Here is a 16,357-nt window from a genome sequence, read left to right as displayed (position 1 = left end):
TAAAAAATTGAATCAGCAAATTCTCGCTACGGCGAGAGGTTTTTCAGCAGACTGCTAGGTCCGACAGTTCAGCGCTCGAAAGAGAGAAGCCCGGCAACGTTGCCGGGCTTCCCTGGTTCGAAAATCAGACGTTACAACACAATCAGGCCAATGATCATCCGATTCGCGGCATCGTAGGGGATCGCGCCTCTCGTGTCTGCGCGGCAAGACGTATACCTGCGTTTGGCGCGCCGAAGCCTCTATATCTACGCCGCTCCACGATCTCGAAAAAGAACCGCTCATCGAATGCGTGGGTATAGATCTGGAAGAACTCTCCTTCGTCGTCGCGATCGTAAAGAATCCCGTTTTCCTTCATCGACCTCAGCAGATCGGGATCCAGCTCATATCGGCTATCGATATCGTCATAATAATTGTCTGGAATGTTCAGAAAGGTTGCACCTGCTGCGCGCATTGCAGATACGGCCTTGAAGATGTCGTCGCAGGCGAAGGCAATATGCTGAACTCCGGCCCCAAAAAACTCCGAGAGGAAGCGTGACGACATCGTCTGGGACGCCGTCGACGCGTTGAGAACGAGTCGAAGCGATCCGTTCCGATTCTGCAGAACCTGGCTCTTCACGAGCCCCAGCGGATCGGTGATCTCGAGCTGCGGCGATCTCGCAACGTCGAACAGCGCAGTATAGAATTGCTCCCAAGAGAGCATGTCCTCGAACCGCATCGATTGCGATATGTGATCGATGTGATTTAGAAGGGCGCAGTCGCCGTCGCTTGCGACAGCGACGAAGTCGACATCCCAATTCGGCGATCCCGGCTCGAGAAAGTACAGCAAGCTTCCTCCCACGCCGCGAATCGCCGGAATGGTCATTTCACCAGGTCCGACCGGTTGTCGAAAGGTGGTCGCTTGCAGGGCGTCAGCCCGGCTCATCATGGTCGTGACATCTTCAACGTCCAGCGCGATCGCACATACGCCCGAACCATGCGTAACGTAGTGTGATCTGGCGAAGCTGTTCTCGGAACTATTGATAAGGAGGTTGATGGCACCTTGAGACCATCGCTCCACTCCTTTTGAGCGGTGACGTCCGGTCAGCCTGAAGCCAAGCTCGCGCAGCAGTTTCGCAAACGCGACGGCATGCCCCTGATCGACGGCAAACTCGACGAAGGCCACGTCCGAGACCTTGGACCGGCTGCGCAGGGCCGGGACAGCGTTTTTCTTCGCGTCTTCACTGCCCATCAGCAGCAGCGAGCGCATGCCGTCGATCGCGACTTCCTTGGTCGACTGCGCACGGAACTGGTCGTTGAAGATTTCGAGAGAGAGCGGTCCGTTGTACCCGGTGGCCTCTATCGCATGCATGAAATCCCCGATGGGGAGGCTTCCCTGCCCCGGAAAGCAGCGAAAGTGCCTGCTCCACGAGAGAACATCCAGGTCGAGTTGCGGCGCGTCTGCGAGTTGAACCAGAAATATTCGGTCCGCAGGTATCGCTGTGATTGGGGCGACGGGAAAACCAGGCGCCAATGTATGGAAGCTATCCAGAATGAGCCCGATCGAGGGGTGATTGGCTCGCCGAACGATTTCCCAGGCATCCCTGTAGTCGTTGACGTGACGCCCCCACGCCAGCGCCTCGAACCCGACACGCAGCCCCCTTGCACCTGCCCGCTCCCCCAATTCGCGAAAGTCATCGGCAGCCCGGTCGATTCCGCCAAGCGATATGGGCGAGACATTGCTGCAGACGAGCAGCAGATCTGCGCCCAGCTCCTGCATGAGGTCGAACTTCTTCTCGGCCCTCCGAAAAGCCTGCTTGCGCTGCGGCTCGGGCATTCCCTCAAAATCGCGAAACGGTTGCAGGGCGCAGATGCCAAGGCCGAGATCACCGCACATCCGGGCCACGTCGCGCGCGGAGCCGTCAAAGCAGGTAAAGTCGTTCTCAAAGATTTCGACCGCGTCGAAGCCCGCCGCCGCGATTGTCTTGAGCTTCTCGTCGAGTGCGCCGCCAATCGAAACTGTTGCGATCGAACGTATCATGTCACTGCTCCGGCTTGCTTCGAAGAGCCACCCTCGTCCCCGCTTCAATTCGGTCAGTAATGAATCTGCGCGATCTCGCGCAATTCATCCGACGTGGCCGTGCCGAAGCCGAAGAATTCAAGATAGGCCGGAATCTGCTCAAACAGCATATCCGTACCCACTTGATAGTCGCAACCTCGCGCACGCGCCGCGGCCAGAAATGGCGTAATCTCCTCCTTCATGACGACTTCGCCGACGAACGTCGACGGTGAAAGGCGGTCCACATTCATCGGAAGCGGATCATCCTTTTTCATGCCGAGCGGTGTGGCATTGATGACGATGTCGTATCCGGCCGGCTCTTGAGAACCCGTGGCCACCTCAAGATTCGGATAGTGGGTCTTGAGGCGCTCCGACAGCCCGTTCATCGCCTGTGGGAACGCGTCGTACAATCCGAGCCTGGAAACGCCGGCCCTCGCCAAGGACGCTGCAATCGCAGAGCCGACCCCGCCGCAGCCGGCGACAAAGGCCTTCGCGCCGGCGACCCGGCGTCCCTTCCTCAATACGCCCCGAACAAAGCCTTCGCCGTCGAACATGTCGCCGATCATCACGCCACGTTGATCGATCCGCACGGCGTTGCAGGCCCCCGCGATCCTGGCAGACACGGAAGCTTCGTCGACGAGCTCGAGGGTTTTGACCTTGTGAGGCATGGTGATGAGCGCGCCGTGGATGTTGGTCAGCTTGAAGGCCAGTCTCAGGAATGAGACGTAGTCCTCGCTCTTGCAGCCCATCGGCACGACGACCGCGTTGATCTTGCGCGCCTCGAAGAACGGATTGTAGATCATCGGCGACTTGAATGTTTCGGTCGGATAGCCGATGTGGGCGATGAGCCGTGTTCTGCCGTCAATCATCTTTTTCAGACCTGTCTACCGTAGACCAACACCCTCGCGGTCAAAGAGTTCTCAGACATCGAAGAAAACGGTCTCGCGTTCTTCCCCAAGGAAAATATCGAACGTGTACACTGCTCTTCCATCGCGCTCGGACCGCGTCGCGATCAGCGTCTGGCGCCGTTCCGGTTGCTCGATGATGTTGAGCACGGGGTCTTCTGCGTTGGCGGCCGGTTCGTCGCCAAAATACATCCGTGTCGCAAGGCCGATGTTGATTCCGCGGGCGGCGATCCAGAAGTTGATGTGAGGCGCCATGGTCTTTCGGCCTCTTCGCCCGGCGACCGGACCGGGCTTGATGGTCTGAATGCGGTAGAGGCCCGTCTCGAAGTTTGTTCCAGTTCGTGCCCAACCGCGAAAAGCGCGATCAAGCGGCTTGTCTTGCCGATCGGCCGGATGGTCGTAGCGCCCCGCCGCGTTCGCCTGCCAGGTTTCGACCAGGACGTCCTTTGCCGGGTGACCGGAAGCGTCATAGATCTTTCCTTCGATGACGATGCGCTCACCCGCCACCTCCGGCCCGGCAATGTCGGCGCCAAAACTATTCTCGAAGATGTCGAAACCGGCCTGGTTCGGGATCAATCCGATATGCACATAGGGACCGGCGGTTTGCGACGGTGTCTCGGGAAGATAGAGTTGGGTCGACATCACTAGCCCCCCTGGAGCTTGTTCTCGAACAAGGTCTGGCGGCTGCCGCGCAGCACGATATCAAAGCGATAGGCGAGACATTCCAGCGGCAGGGAGGCGTTGAGATCGAGCCTGGCGACCAGCCTGTCTGCAGCCGACTTGTCGGGAATGGTCGCGATAATCGCGTCATGGGGGATTAACGGATCCCCTTCGAAGTACATCTGGGTGATGAGACGCTGCGCAAATCCCGAGCCGAAGACCGAGAAGTGGATGTGGGCCGGACGCCAGCTATTGACGTGATTGCGAAACGGATAGGCGCCCGGCTTGACGGTGCGGAAGAAATAGTAGCCGCTGTCGTCCGTGAGCGTCCTGCCGCAGCCGCCAAAGTTGGGATCGATCGGCGCAATGTGGGTGTCGTTGCGATGACGATACCGGCCACCCGCATTGGCTTGCCAGACCTCGACGAGGGTATTGGGGACGGGACGGCCGTTGCCGTCGAGGACGCGGCCATGAACGATCGACTGCTCGCCGATCGGCTTGCCGTCCTTTGCGTAATTCAGGAGCATGTCGTTATCGAGCGAGCCCAACTCATGGCGCGAGAATGTCGGACCGGTGACTTCCGACAATGAGTTCTGCAACGACCAGAGTGGAATTCGAGGCGACCGCAACACGCTTGTCTTGTAGACCGGCGTGAAGGCAGGGGGATGGATATCCCGATCGCGCTGATGAAACTCATGCTCGGGCATCATGAAATCCTCGAACATGTTGCGGTGGCGTCGAAGGGCGCGAGGGCTTGACTGCTCGCGCGCCCTTCGCTTGCCGAAGCTGCTATGCCGGCGCGGCGCCGCTCAAAGAGGCTGATCTCAGCCGATCGTAGTCCGGCTTTGCCATCGGGGCCGCACTGGGGTTGCCGAGGTCGCTCACCGGAAGCCGGTAGGTTTCCCGGGCGGAGAACGCGGCAATCGCGGCGACAGCCGTGATGGCAAAGGCGATCGCTCCGACCGTGAGCGGGACGTTGGCCGAACCGGGAGGAGCGACCGTTGCGAACAACGCAGGAAGCAAGGCCGTGATCGTGGTGCCGATGTTCTGCGAAATCGCCATCGCCGAGACACGGTATCTGGTCTGGAAGAGCTCCGGGTAGAAGCTCGGGAAGACCGCATTGTAGCCTTGATAGACGATGCCCCACATCAGGATGGAGAGAGCGATCGCCATCGGGACATTCCTGATGCTGATGGCGTAGAGATATCCAAAGGCAAGCAGACCGGAACAAAGTGCGCCAACGATGATCGGCGGTCTCCTGCCGATCTTGTCGGACAGATTGCCAACCAGGGGGATCACCAGCACGGCGGCAATGTTGCCGAGCACTGGAATCCAGAGATAGACGTCGGGTTTGAATCCAACCCCATAGGCGGGCTGCACGGCATAGGCCGCGCCAAAAATCGTCGCAACAACGGGAATCACATTCATGAGCGCCATGCAAACAACCCGCAGCATGTCGGACCAGCTTGTCTTGAAGGCCTGGATGATGGGTGCCTTGGGGAGCGCGCCTTGCTCGCTTTCCTCGGCGAAAGCCGGCGTCTCTTCGACTTCCCGCCTGATGAAATAGCCGACGATGACCACAAAGAAGCTCAACAGAAACGGGATGCGCCAGCCCCAAAGGATGAAATCTTCCTTCGCCATGTAGGCTGCGATCGGGAGAAATACGGCGGCTGCGAGAATTTGGCCGGCCTGGACTCCTTGCAGCGTGAAACTGGCAAAGAAGCCTCGCCTGCCGAAAGGCGCATGCTCGAGCACCATTGAACTTGCGCCGGAAATCTCCCCAGCGACCGCGAAGCCCTGGATCAGCCGCAGCCCCACCAGAAGGATTGGCGCCCAGATTCCGAACTGCTCATAGGTCGGGAGCAGTCCGACCAGCATGGTCGAGATGCCCATCAGAAACAGGCAGAGCACCAGGACGTTCTTTCGCCCATGCGTGTCCCCCCAATGGCCGAGAACGAAGGCACCGATCGGCCGCGCGACGTAGCCGACGCCGTAGGTCGCGAGCGAGGCAACGATCGCGACCGTCGGGTTCTGTGAGGGAAAGAAGATCTGCGGAAAGACCAGGGACGCGGCGGTCGCATAGATGAAGAAGTCGTAGTACTCGAGCGCCGATCCTATCCAGGCACTTGCCGCCGCGATTTTCGGTTGTCGCGTCTTCGGGCTACCGGCTGACGTCATATCGCGTTTCCTCCGCTATCATTGTTAGGCGCCGTTCGACGGCGGGCTTTCTTGTTGCGGAGCTAATCTGCGAGACGGTCAGCGTGTGCCGCTTGCCGGCGCGTGGCCGTTTCTGCTCCGATTGGAGCGAAAACATATCGCCGGACGGCGATAACACAATTACTCATTTGTGCGATAAACTTAACCTGATGTTATTTTCTCGCGGCCCGCGGCGGTCGTGCGTTGCCATCCGATTCCATCTCGGCGCGCAGGGTTTCTATGAAATGGGTTGTATAGGGCGACAGCGGAGCGCCGCGCTTGACAGCAACGAACGTGTCGAAGCGCGTCGGCTCCTGGATTTCCAGAAGTCGAACGCCGGGAATGCTGCCATACGCCACGGAAAACTGGTCGATGACGGCGATCCCGAGGCGAGCCTGCACCAGCGAGCAAACGGTGTTGCCGAAGCGGGCGCGGATCGTGATCTCGTAGGGTAGTTTATTTCGCGCAAAGAGCTCCGACATGATCCGGCCATAGGGATCGTTCGGATCGATGCCGATCAGGGGAAACTGGGTCATTTCGGCAGCCGATATCTTCTTGCGCTCCGCAAGCGCGTGGCCTTCCGGGACGATGCAATACAGGCGGCCGGAAGCGAGCGGCAGAAAGTCCAGCGCGGGATGATCCAGCCGGTAGCTGATCGCGGCGCAGTCGCCCTTGCCGAGCAGGAGATAATCGATCACCTCCTCGATTTTGAGGATGTTGATATCCATCTTCAGATCAGGGTAGCGCTTGCGAATTTTCTCGACTGCGCGCGGCACCATGACCTGGGCGATGCTCGGCACCGATCCGATCCTGAGCTCAGACAACTGGCCCCGGCCGATCTTGCCGATGACATCGGCAAGATCGTCGACCTTTTTGTAGATCGCGTTGATTTGCTCGAAGATGAGCTGAGCATCCTGGGTAGGAAAGTAGCGGCCGTTCTGCCGCACAAAAAATCGCACACCAAGCGAACGCTCGGTATATTTGACGAGGCGACTAATGCCCGGCGCAGAAACGTTGAGAAGCTTTGCCGCGCCGGTGATCGTTCCCGATATCATCACGGCCCGAATGACTTCAATTTGCCTCAGCGTCATCATCGCCGCAGGATAACCCTTCCCTGACCGAGCAACTCACTGGCGAAGCCATCATCACTGACATGGTTGAGCATGTCCACCCAACCGGACCCCGCATGGGGTCGTTCGCGAGGATCCGCGGCCATGCCACTGATTTGCCCGACGGCGCAAGTGCTCCCGTGAAAAATATTTCTGTTTTTTAGAATCGCAAATCAGTGTAATGATCCGCCCGTCTCACCCGATTGAGGGGCGCGTCGCGATCGTCACGAGTGTTGCGGTGGGATGCGGTGGACGCCGAGTGCGTGACTGACGAGCACGCGCGAGGCGGACGGCGAAGTCGTGTGGTCCTGACGCCCCAGTGGCTGGTGTCTCATCAGCAAATCTCTTGCTGGCGACGGCGACAAACAAGCCCGGTCTCGCCGGGGAGCACGAAGGAAACCGTAAGACCATCGCGCAGGGAAAGCCCGCGTTTCCGGTTTCACCTGTGGTCCTACCCCGTGCTTTTTGCTGCACGGGACCCATGGGTGCGATCGGCACCCGGCTTTCCCTGCGCCCTCTGCTGATTGAGAGGGCCGACGAAGATGCAAAGCTCGGACATGTCGCGAGAATGCGGAGCCATGTTTGCCGTCATTGCGAGGAGCGACAGCGACGAAGCAATCCACGTCTCCGCAAGCTGCGCAATGGATTGCTTCGCTTCGCTCGCAATGACGTGGAAAGAACGGCGCGCTCATCACTATCCCGTCATGCTGAGCTGTAGAGCTGTAGGGTGGGCAAAGCGAAACGTGCCCACCATCGCGAGCGGATCTCCAGATGGTGGGCACGGCGCAAGCGCGCCTTTGCCCACCCTACAGCTCACGAAAGCTCAGCGCCCCTGCTGAAGGCTCGCCTCCAGCCGTCCCAGTTCGCCCGCCAGATCGCGCTCGACGTCGGCGACGCGCATATCGACGACGGCGTAGTCGCGCGCCTCGAGCCAGGCCCGCCGCTTGGCGCGGTCGGCGGCGATGGCGTCGGTCTCGCCCGGATTGACCAGCTCGATCGCGATCCGGTGCACGAAGGAGACGAAATCAGGGATATGGCGGCCGACCGGGGTCTGGCGCTTGAACAGGCCGGCGAAGCGGCGATCCTTGGTCAGGGCCTGCCACAGGATCCGCTCGGCGTCGGTCGGGTTGCGGCGGAGCAGCCGGGCCAGGCCGCGGACGGTGCCGCTGTTGTCGGCGGTCGCACCACCCTGCCCCTGCTCGGCGAGCAGCGCGCGCAGACGGGTGGCCTGGGCGCCGTCGAGCACGCCGCCCTTGGCCGGACCCTTGCGCCCCTCGGCGATCGCCATCACGACTCCATGAATCGTGTGCATGTCCTGCTTGGTCGGGTCCATCCGGGTGAAGATGTTGCGCAGGTTGACCAGCATGGTGTCGCGCTTCTCCGCCGGGCGCAGGAACTCGACCTTGTCGAGCTCGACGACGAGGTTGTCGAAGAAGGCCTGCATCTGGTGCTGGGACGCCGGCTCGGACCGCTCGGGCATGGCGAAGGGCAGCGCGCCCGCGGTCGAAAGCTTGAACCACTCATAGCCCATCAGCAGCACCGCCTGCGCCAGGTTGAGCGAGGCGAAGCCCGGGTTGACCGGGAAGGTGATGATGCGGTTGGCGAGCGCGACCTCGTCATTGGTCAGCCCCGCACGCTCGCGGCCGAACAGGATGCCGGCCCAGCCGCCGGCTGTGACATGGTCGACGATCTCGCGCGCTGCGCCTTCCGGCCCGACCACCGGCTTGGCCTGGTCATGAGCGCGGGCGGTGGTCGCAAACACCAGCGTGAGGTCGGCGATCGCCTGCTCGACGGTGTCGAACAGCTCGACCGAACCGATGATGTGGTCGGCACCGGCGGCGGCGCGCTGGGCGGCGATGTTCGGCCAGCCGTCGCGCGGCTTGACTAGGCGGAGGCGCGTCAGCGCGAAGTTGCCCATCGCGCGCGCCGCCATGCCGATGTTCTCGCCGAGCTGTGGCTCGACCAGGATGACGACGGGACCGGCAAGGTCGCGCCCTGCCTTGGTCTTGTCGGTGCCGGACATCTCACTTCACTTTCTGATTCAGCGTCTGAAGGTTTTGAATCAGTTTCCGAAGACGCTGATTCAAGACCGCACGCACGGCCCAAAAGCCGGCTTCGTGCCAGCTTCGGCCGCGGCCAATTTCCCAAAGGAGATAACAGGGTTAGCGACGTTTGCGAATCCTTGATCGGAATCCCGGTGGCACGTTGTTCCACCAACCGCTTGCGCGCATTTTACCTTCGGATAGGGTACCAATCACAACCAAAGCGAAGCTGTAAAGGCTTGCTTGAGACGCCGGTTTAACGGCGGCAATGCGGGGGGAGACGACAATGCGGGGCAGATGGACGCTGGCAGTTCTCGGCGTGGTCTTGATCGTGGCGGGCGGGCTCATCGCCCACTTCACCCAGACCTCGGGCGGCATCCGGATCCAGGATGTCCGCTTCACGGGCGCCAAGGGCAACACTATGAGCGCCCTGCTCTACATCCCGCCGAACGCGACCGCACAGTCCCCGGCGCCAGGCATCCTCGCCGTCCACGGCTACATCAATTCGCGCGAGACCCAGGACGGCTTTGCGATCGAGTTCGCCCGCCGCGGCTACGTCGTGCTCGCCCTCGACCAGACCGGCCATGGCTACAGCGACCCGCCCTCCTTCGCCAACGGTTTTGGCGGCCCCGACGGCCTCGCTTACCTCCGCAGCCTCGACGTCGTCGACAAGGCCAATATCGGGCTCGAGGGCCATTCGATGGGCGGCTGGACCGTGCTGGCGGCAGCCGCGGCGATGCCCAACGACTACAAATCGATGGTGCTGGAGGGCTCCTCGACCGGCAAGCCGTTCGCCGCCGAGGGCACCCCGAACTGGCCGCGCAACGCCGCGTTGGTGTTCGCCCAATACGAGGAATTCTCCACCCTGATGTGGGGCGTCGACCTCGCGCGCGACGTGACCAAGAGCCCCAAGCTCTGGGCCCTGTTCGGCACGCAAGGGCCGGTCGAGCCGGGCAAGGTCTATGGCGATCCGGCCGCCGGTACGGCCCGGGTGCTCTACGCCCCGGCCATCACCCACCCGGCCGAGCACATCTCGCATGAGGCGATCGGCTACAGCCTCGACTGGTTCGCCAAGACCCTGCAGGGCGGCAATCCGCGTCCCACCGACGACCAGATCTGGTTCCGCAAGGAGATCGGCACGCTGATCGCGCTGATCGGGTTCGTCGCGCTCCTGATCGGTACCTTCGACGGCCTCCTGGAGGCGCCGATGTTCGCCCGGCTCAGGCTACCCGCAATTGCCGATGGCACCATGCCGCCGCACCAGGCGGCGACCGGCCGGCGCTGGACCGCGGCCTTCATCCTCTCAGCCTTCATCCCGGCGCTGACCTACTACCCGGCCTTTGCACTCGGCGGCACCTTCGTGACACCGTCGAAATTCCTGCCCCAGGGCATCACCAACCAGATCCTGGTCTGGGCTATCCTCAACGGGGTGATCACACTCGCCCTGATGCCGTTCGCGCCGAAGCGCGCCAGCCGCGCCGGACTGGTCGGCCAGTCGGTCCTGATCGCGGTGCTATCGATCACGGTGGGCTATGCGGCGCTCTGGCTCGCCGACCTCGCCTTCAAGATCGACTTCCGGTTCTGGATCGTCGCGCTCAAGTTGATGAACGCGAAGCAGTTCCTCATCTTCCTGATCTATCTGATTCCGTTCACGGCATTTTTCGTCATCGCGCTGAACGTGCTGCACCGGAATTTCTCGACCATGGATGCGCCGCGCGGCGCGCTCTACCTGACCAACATCCTGGCGCTGACGCTCGGGTTCATCGTGCTGCTGGTCCTGCAATACGGCACGCTCTGGATGACCGACAGGCTGTTCAACCCGATCCCCGACCCCGGCTTCGTGCCGCTCTCGACCATCGTCGCGATCCAGTTCGTGCCGCTGCTCGCCATCGTCGGCGTGATCGCGACCTTCACCTGGCGGCGGACCGGCTCGAGCCTGCCCGGCGCCCTGATCGCGGGCCTTTTTGTCACCTGGTACATCGTCGCAGGGACGGCGACGCAGGTCCCATTTTAGGTGAAAAGATGGGCTGAAACTGCATAACCGCTCCGCTTCCGCCCGCCCCCCGGCGGTGCTATAGCGCGGGGATATTTCCACCCCCGCCGTCAAAAGCGCGCCGTTCCCAAGAGGGCCTCCCCGTCATGGCAAAAATCAAGGTGTCCAACCCCGTCGTCGAACTCGATGGCGACGAGATGACCCGGATCATCTGGCAGTACATCAAGGACAAGCTGATCAACCCGTTCCTGGATGTCGAACTGCTCTATTTCGACCTCGGGATGGAATACCGCGATGCGACCAATGACCAGGTGACCATCGACGCCGCCAACGCCATCAAGAAGGTCGGCGTTGGCGTCAAATGCGCCACCATCACCCCCGACGAGGCCCGGGTGAAGGAATTCGGCCTCAAGGAGATGTGGAAGTCGCCGAACGGCACCATCCGCAACATCCTCGGCGGCTGCATCTTCCGCGAGCCGATCATCTGCAAGAACGTGCCGCGGCTCGTTCCCGGCTGGAGCAAGCCGATCATCATCGGCCGCCACGCCTTCGGCGACCAGTACCGCGCCACCGACATCAAGTTCCCCGGCAAGGGCACGCTGTCGCTGAAATTCGTTGGCGAGGACGGCACCGTCATCGAGAAGGAAGTGTTCAAGGCGCCCGGCCCCGGCGTCGCGATGGAGATGTACAACCTCGACGACTCGATCGTCGACTTCGCCCACGCCTCGTTCAACTACGGCCTGATGCGCAACTACCCGGTCTACCTCTCGACCAAGAACACGATCCTCAAGGTCTATGACGGCCGCTTCAAGGACATCTTCCAGGACGTCTTCGACCGCGAGTTCAAGAAGGAATTCGACGCCAAGGGCCTGACCTACGAGCATCGCCTGATCGACGACATGGTGGCCTCGGCGCTGAAATGGTCCGGCGGCTATGTCTGGGCGTGCAAGAACTATGACGGCGACGTGCAGTCCGACACCGTGGCGCAGGGCTACGGCTCGCTCGGCCTGATGACCTCGGTGCTGCTCACCCCTGATGGCAAGACGGTGGAAGCCGAAGCCGCGCACGGCACCGTGACCCGCCACTACCGCGAGCACCAGAAGGGAAAGGAGACCTCGACCAACTCGATCGCGTCGATCTTCGCCTGGACCCGCGGCCTCGCCCACCGCGCCAAGCTCGACAACAATCCGGAGCTGGCGAAGTTCGCCACCACGCTGGAGAAGGTGTGCGTCGCGACCGTCGAGGAGGGCTATATGACCAAGGACCTCGCCCTTTTGGTCGGCGCCGACCAGCGCTGGCTCTCGACCACCGGCTTCCTCGACAAGGTCGCCGACAACCTCGCGAAGGCGATGGCGGCGTAAGCCGCCGTCACCGTTCGCAACAACGAGCGGCGGCGACCCTAGTCCCGGTTGCCGCCGTCGGCCTCGGCGGGCGCGGCCTGCGCGATCTCGCCCGCGCCCACGTCGCCGCCTCCGCTCGCGCTGTCGGCCAGGCGCGCCTCCGCCGTCTCCTTCACCCGCGCGGCGAGCGTCGGCACCCGCTCGATCAGGGCGTGGAAATCCTGCGCATCGAGCGCCAGCAGTTTGGTCTTCCGCATCGCCGTCACCGTTCCCGAGCGCTTGGTCCGCCGCAGCAGGGCAATCTCGCCGAAGAAGGTGCCGTCGGCGAGCCGGACCCGCTGGCTCGGCAGCTCGATCTCGACTTCGCCGGCGGTGATGAAATACATCGAGGAGGCCGCATCGCCGCGCCGCACCAGCACCTCGCCGGACTCGATGGTCCGCGCTCGCAACAGGCGCATGATGTCGGCGATCTCGGCGGCGCCGAGATGCGAGAACAGCGGCACCCGCGCCAGCATGCCCCAGGTCACGACGAAGTCGCGCCGCCGCACCTCGTCGGCAAAGGCCGTCGAGACGATCGCGACCGGCAGCGCGATCATGGCAAAGCCGACCACGATCGCAAACACGGTGACGATCTTGCCAAGCGGCGTCACCGGCACGACGTCGCCATAACCGACGGTGCCAAGCGTCACGATCGCCCACCACATCGCCTGCGGCATGGTGCCGAACTTGTCCGGCTGCACCTTGTGCTCGATCGCATAGAGCAGCGAGGCGAACAGCAGCACCGCGCCGGTCAGGATCACGACGCAGCCGAACAGCGTCCGCCGCTCGGCGTGCAGCGCCGCCAGCAGCGAGCGCATCGCCGGCGAATAGCGCACGAGCTTGAGGAACGGCAGCATGCCGAACAGGACCAGCGCGGTCCTGTCGCCGATCGCGAGCGCGATCGCCGACGGCAGGAAGGCCAGGAGATCGATCAGGCCGAGGGTCGAGAAGGCGTATTCGAGCCGCGCCCGCAGCGGCGTCATGTCCCGTAGGGAATGCCCGACAATGCTCCAGAGCCGCGCGGCATACTCAACCGCGAATGCGGCGACCGCGACGATCTCGATCGTCGTGAGCAGCCAGCCAAACTGCGCGTCGATCTCGGGCACCGACGCCAGGATCGCCGCCAGCACGTCGATGACGATGATGGCGATGATCAGCCGGACAAACCGCGAGCCGACCGAATACGGCAGATGATCGTGCTCGAGCAGTTCGTAGAGACGATCCCGCAGGTCCGGGTCGCTGATCGCGCGCTTGCCCGGACCCGTCGCCACGCCCGATGCCCTCCGTCAGGCGCCAGCCATCGCCTGCTCGATCGCCGACAGAGCCGCGTTCGCCTTGGCCCCGTCGGGACCGCCGGCCTGCGCCATGTCGGGCCGGCCGCCGCCGCCCTTGCCGCCGAGCGCTTCAGAGCCCTTGCGCACGAGATCGACCGCGTTGAAGCGCGAGGTGAGATCCGCGGTCACGCCGACCACGATCCCGGCCTTGCCGTCCTCGGTGACGCCGACGATCGCAACCACGCCGGAGCCGATCTGCTTCTTGCCGTCGTCGACGAGGCTCTTCAGATCCTTGGTCTCGACGCCCTCGACCGCGCGCGCCAGCAGCTTGACGTTGCCGACGTCGCGGACGCTGGAGGCTGCCCCATCTGAGCCACCACCACCGCCCATCGCGAGCTTCTTGCGGGCGTCGGACAGGTCGCGCTCGAGCTTCTTGCGCTCTTCCATCAAGGCGGCGATGCGCGCCGGCACGTCTTCGACGCTGGTGCGCAGCTCCTGGGCCGCGGTCTTGGCGAGCGCGATGGTATCGTTGGCGTGCTTGCGCGCGTAACGGCCGGTCAGCGCCTCGATACGGCGGACGCCTGAGGACACCGCGCTTTCGCTGGTCACCGAGATCAGCCCGATGTCGCCGGTGCGGCGGACATGGGTGCCGCCGCAGAGTTCGACCGACCAGCCGAGCGCGTTCTGACCGTGCTCGCGGGCGCTCTTGCCCATCGAGACCACGCGGACCTCGTCGCCATATTTCTCGCCGAACAGCGCGCGGGCGCCGGCTTCACGGGCGTCGTCCACCGCCATGACGCGGGTGGTGACCTCGTCATTCTCCAGCACGACGTCGTTGGCGATGTCCTCGACACGCGCGAGCTCTTCCGCCGTGATCGGTTTCGGATGCACGAAGTCGAAGCGCAGCCGGTCGGGCGCGACCAGCGAGCCGCGCTGCGCGATGTGATCGCCGAGCACCTGCCGCAGCGCCTCATGGAGGAGGTGCGTCGCGGAGTGGTGGGCGCGGATCGAGGCGCGACGCGCGTGGTCGACCTCGAGCTGCAGCGCGGTGCCGACCTTCAGCGTGCCCTCTTCCACCGTGCCGAGATGCACGAACAGGTCGCCCGCCCGCTTCTGCGTATCGGTGACGCGGAACCTGACGCCCTCGCCGGTCAATACGCCGGTGTCGCCGACCTGGCCGCCGGACTCGCCGTAGAACGGGGTCTGGTTCAGCACGATCGCACCGGTCTCGCCGGTCTTGAGGCTGTCAACCTCGGCACCATCCTTGACCAGCGCCGTGACCGCGCCCTCCGCGCTCTCGGTCTCGTAGCCGAGGAATTCGCTCGCGCCGAGCTTCTCGCGCAGCGGGAACCAGATCGCTTCGCTTGCGGCCTCGCCCGATCCGGCCCAGGAGGCGCGCGCCTTCTCGCGCTGCCGCTCCATCGCATCGCTGAACGCCGCCTGGTCGACGCTGATGCCGCGCGACTTCAACGCGTCCTGTGTCAGGTCGAGCGGGAAGCCATACGTGTCGTACAGCGTGAAGGCGGTGTCGCCGTCGAACATGTCGCCCTTCTTCAGGCCGGCGCTCTTGTCGTCGAGGATCGACAGGCCGCGCTCCAGCGTCTTGCGGAAGCGGGTCTCTTCGAGCCGCAGCGTCTCCTCGATCAGCTTCTCGGCGCGCACCAGGTCCGGATAAGCCTGCCCCATCTCGCGCACCAGCGCCCAGACCAGGCGGTGCATCAACGGCTCGCGCGCGCCGAGCAACTGCGCGTGGCGCATCGCGCGGCGCATGATCCGGCGCAGCACATAGCCGCGGCCTTCGTTCGACGGCAGCACACCGTCGGCAATCAGGAAGGACGAGGCACGCAGATGGTCGGCGATGACACGGAACGAGGCGATGTTGTCCTTGCCCGGCCCCCGCCCGAGCGCGGAAGCCGTGGCCTCGATCAGGTTGCGGAACATGTCCGTCTCGAACACGTTCTCGACGCCCTGCAGGACGGAGGCCATACGCTCGAGGCCCATGCCGGTGTCGATCGACGGGCGCGGCAGCGCCACGCGCTCATCCGGCGTCACCTGCTCGAACTGCATGAAGACGAGATTCCAGAATTCGAGGAAGCGGTCACCATCCTCCTCGGGGCTACCCGGAGGACCGCCCCAGATGTGCTCGCCACGGTCGATGAAAATCTCCGAGCACGGCCCGCAGGGTCCGGTATCGCCCATCGCCCAGAAATTGTCCGAGGTCGGGATCCGGATGATGCGGTCGTCGGTGAAGCCCGCGATCTTCTTCCAGAAGACGGCCGCCTCGTCGTCGGTGTGGTAGACGGTGACGAGCAGCTTGTCTTTCTTCAGCCCGAAATCCTTCGTGATCAGGTTCCAGGCAAGCTCGATCGCGCGCTCTTTGAAGTAGTCGCCGAACGAGAAGTTGCCGAGCATCTCGAAGAAGGTGAGATGGCGGGCGGTGTAGCCGACATTGTCGAGGTCGTTGTGCTTGCCGCCGGCGCGCACGCATTTCTGCGAGGTGGTGGCGCGCTGGTAGCCCCGCCGCTCGACTCCGGTAAAGACGTTCTTGAACTGCACCATGCCGGCATTGGTGAACATCAAGGTCGGGTCGTTACGCGGCACCAGCGGCGACGACGACACAATCTCGTGGCCGTTCGCGGCAAAGAAGTTCAGAAATGTCGACCTGATGTCGTTGACGCTGCTCATGTTCATCCAATCGGAAAAAGGGCCGGATCAGGCGCAAACAGGGTCAATTTCCGGCCGAACGCTTTTAGACATTGCCAGC

11 protein-coding genes are annotated in these 16,357 nt (G+C 63.0%); 2 read left to right on the top strand and 9 right to left on the bottom strand.

All coding sequences use genetic code 11. The annotated features are described in order from the left end of the window. Positions 1–154 precede the first annotated feature (154 nt). The 7 genes from ACFFWD_RS07465 to ACFFWD_RS07435 all read right to left on the bottom strand — a co-directional run bounded on the left by ACFFWD_RS07465 (position 155) and on the right by ACFFWD_RS07435 (position 8,928). A complete protein-coding gene (locus ACFFWD_RS07465; RefSeq protein WP_376963026.1) occupies positions 155–2,017 on the bottom strand; it encodes a bifunctional sugar phosphate isomerase/epimerase/4-hydroxyphenylpyruvate dioxygenase family protein in 1,863 nt (620 codons plus the stop codon). 53 nt (positions 2,018–2,070) lie between these two features. Continuing rightward, positions 2,071–2,904 (bottom strand): shikimate dehydrogenase family protein, encoded by an 834-nt coding sequence (locus ACFFWD_RS07460; RefSeq protein ID WP_376963024.1) that lies wholly within the window; start codon positions 2,902–2,904, stop codon positions 2,071–2,073. 51 nt (positions 2,905–2,955) lie between these two features. Further along, positions 2,956–3,582 (bottom strand): protocatechuate 3,4-dioxygenase subunit alpha, encoded by a 627-nt coding sequence (gene pcaG, locus ACFFWD_RS07455; protein WP_376963022.1) that lies wholly within the window; start codon positions 3,580–3,582, stop codon positions 2,956–2,958. A 2-nt stretch (positions 3,583–3,584) separates the two neighbouring features. Continuing rightward, entirely contained in the window at positions 3,585–4,310 is a 726-nt protein-coding gene (pcaH, locus tag ACFFWD_RS07450) for a protocatechuate 3,4-dioxygenase subunit beta (RefSeq protein WP_376963020.1), read from the bottom strand. 79 nt (positions 4,311–4,389) lie between these two features. Further along, entirely contained in the window at positions 4,390–5,778 is a 1,389-nt protein-coding gene (locus ACFFWD_RS07445) for an MFS transporter (RefSeq protein ID WP_376963017.1), read from the bottom strand. Positions 5,779–5,969: 191 nt separating this feature from the next. After that, positions 5,970–6,890 carry a LysR family transcriptional regulator gene (locus tag ACFFWD_RS07440; protein ID WP_376963014.1) on the bottom strand — a complete coding sequence of 307 codons (921 nt, stop codon included), beginning with the start codon at positions 6,888–6,890 and terminating at the stop codon, positions 5,970–5,972. 838 nt (positions 6,891–7,728) lie between these two features. Continuing rightward, the gene (locus ACFFWD_RS07435; protein ID WP_376963011.1) at positions 7,729–8,928 is read right to left on the bottom strand and encodes a TrmH family RNA methyltransferase; all 1,200 of its coding nucleotides are present in this window, start codon (positions 8,926–8,928) and stop codon (positions 7,729–7,731) included. A 305-nt stretch (positions 8,929–9,233) separates the two neighbouring features. Between ACFFWD_RS07435 and ACFFWD_RS07430 the strand changes: the two genes are divergently transcribed. Together ACFFWD_RS07430 and ACFFWD_RS07425 are read left to right on the top strand one after the other, a co-directional pair. Next, positions 9,234–10,961 carry an alpha/beta hydrolase family protein gene (locus tag ACFFWD_RS07430; protein ID WP_376963008.1) on the top strand — a complete coding sequence of 576 codons (1,728 nt, stop codon included), beginning with the start codon at positions 9,234–9,236 and terminating at the stop codon, positions 10,959–10,961. A gap of 125 nt (positions 10,962–11,086) precedes the next feature. Then, entirely contained in the window at positions 11,087–12,301 is a 1,215-nt protein-coding gene (locus ACFFWD_RS07425) for an NADP-dependent isocitrate dehydrogenase (protein WP_376963005.1), read from the top strand. 38 nt (positions 12,302–12,339) lie between these two features. On the opposite strand, the gene ACFFWD_RS07420 is transcribed toward ACFFWD_RS07425, so the two are convergent. Together ACFFWD_RS07420 and alaS are read right to left on the bottom strand one after the other, a co-directional pair. Next, positions 12,340–13,590 (bottom strand): cyclic nucleotide-gated ion channel, encoded by a 1,251-nt coding sequence (locus tag ACFFWD_RS07420; protein WP_376963002.1) that lies wholly within the window; start codon positions 13,588–13,590, stop codon positions 12,340–12,342. Between the two features lie 15 nt (positions 13,591–13,605). After that, the gene (alaS, locus tag ACFFWD_RS07415; RefSeq protein ID WP_376962999.1) at positions 13,606–16,278 is read right to left on the bottom strand and encodes an alanine--tRNA ligase; all 2,673 of its coding nucleotides are present in this window, start codon (positions 16,276–16,278) and stop codon (positions 13,606–13,608) included. Positions 16,279–16,357 lie beyond the last annotated feature (79 nt).

This window comes from Bradyrhizobium erythrophlei, assembly GCF_042430365.1.
Lineage (GTDB): Bacteria > Pseudomonadota > Alphaproteobacteria > Rhizobiales > Xanthobacteraceae > Bradyrhizobium > Bradyrhizobium erythrophlei.
The sequence above is the reverse complement of the archived record's forward strand: the minus strand, read 5'-3'. Positions and strand labels throughout refer to the sequence as shown.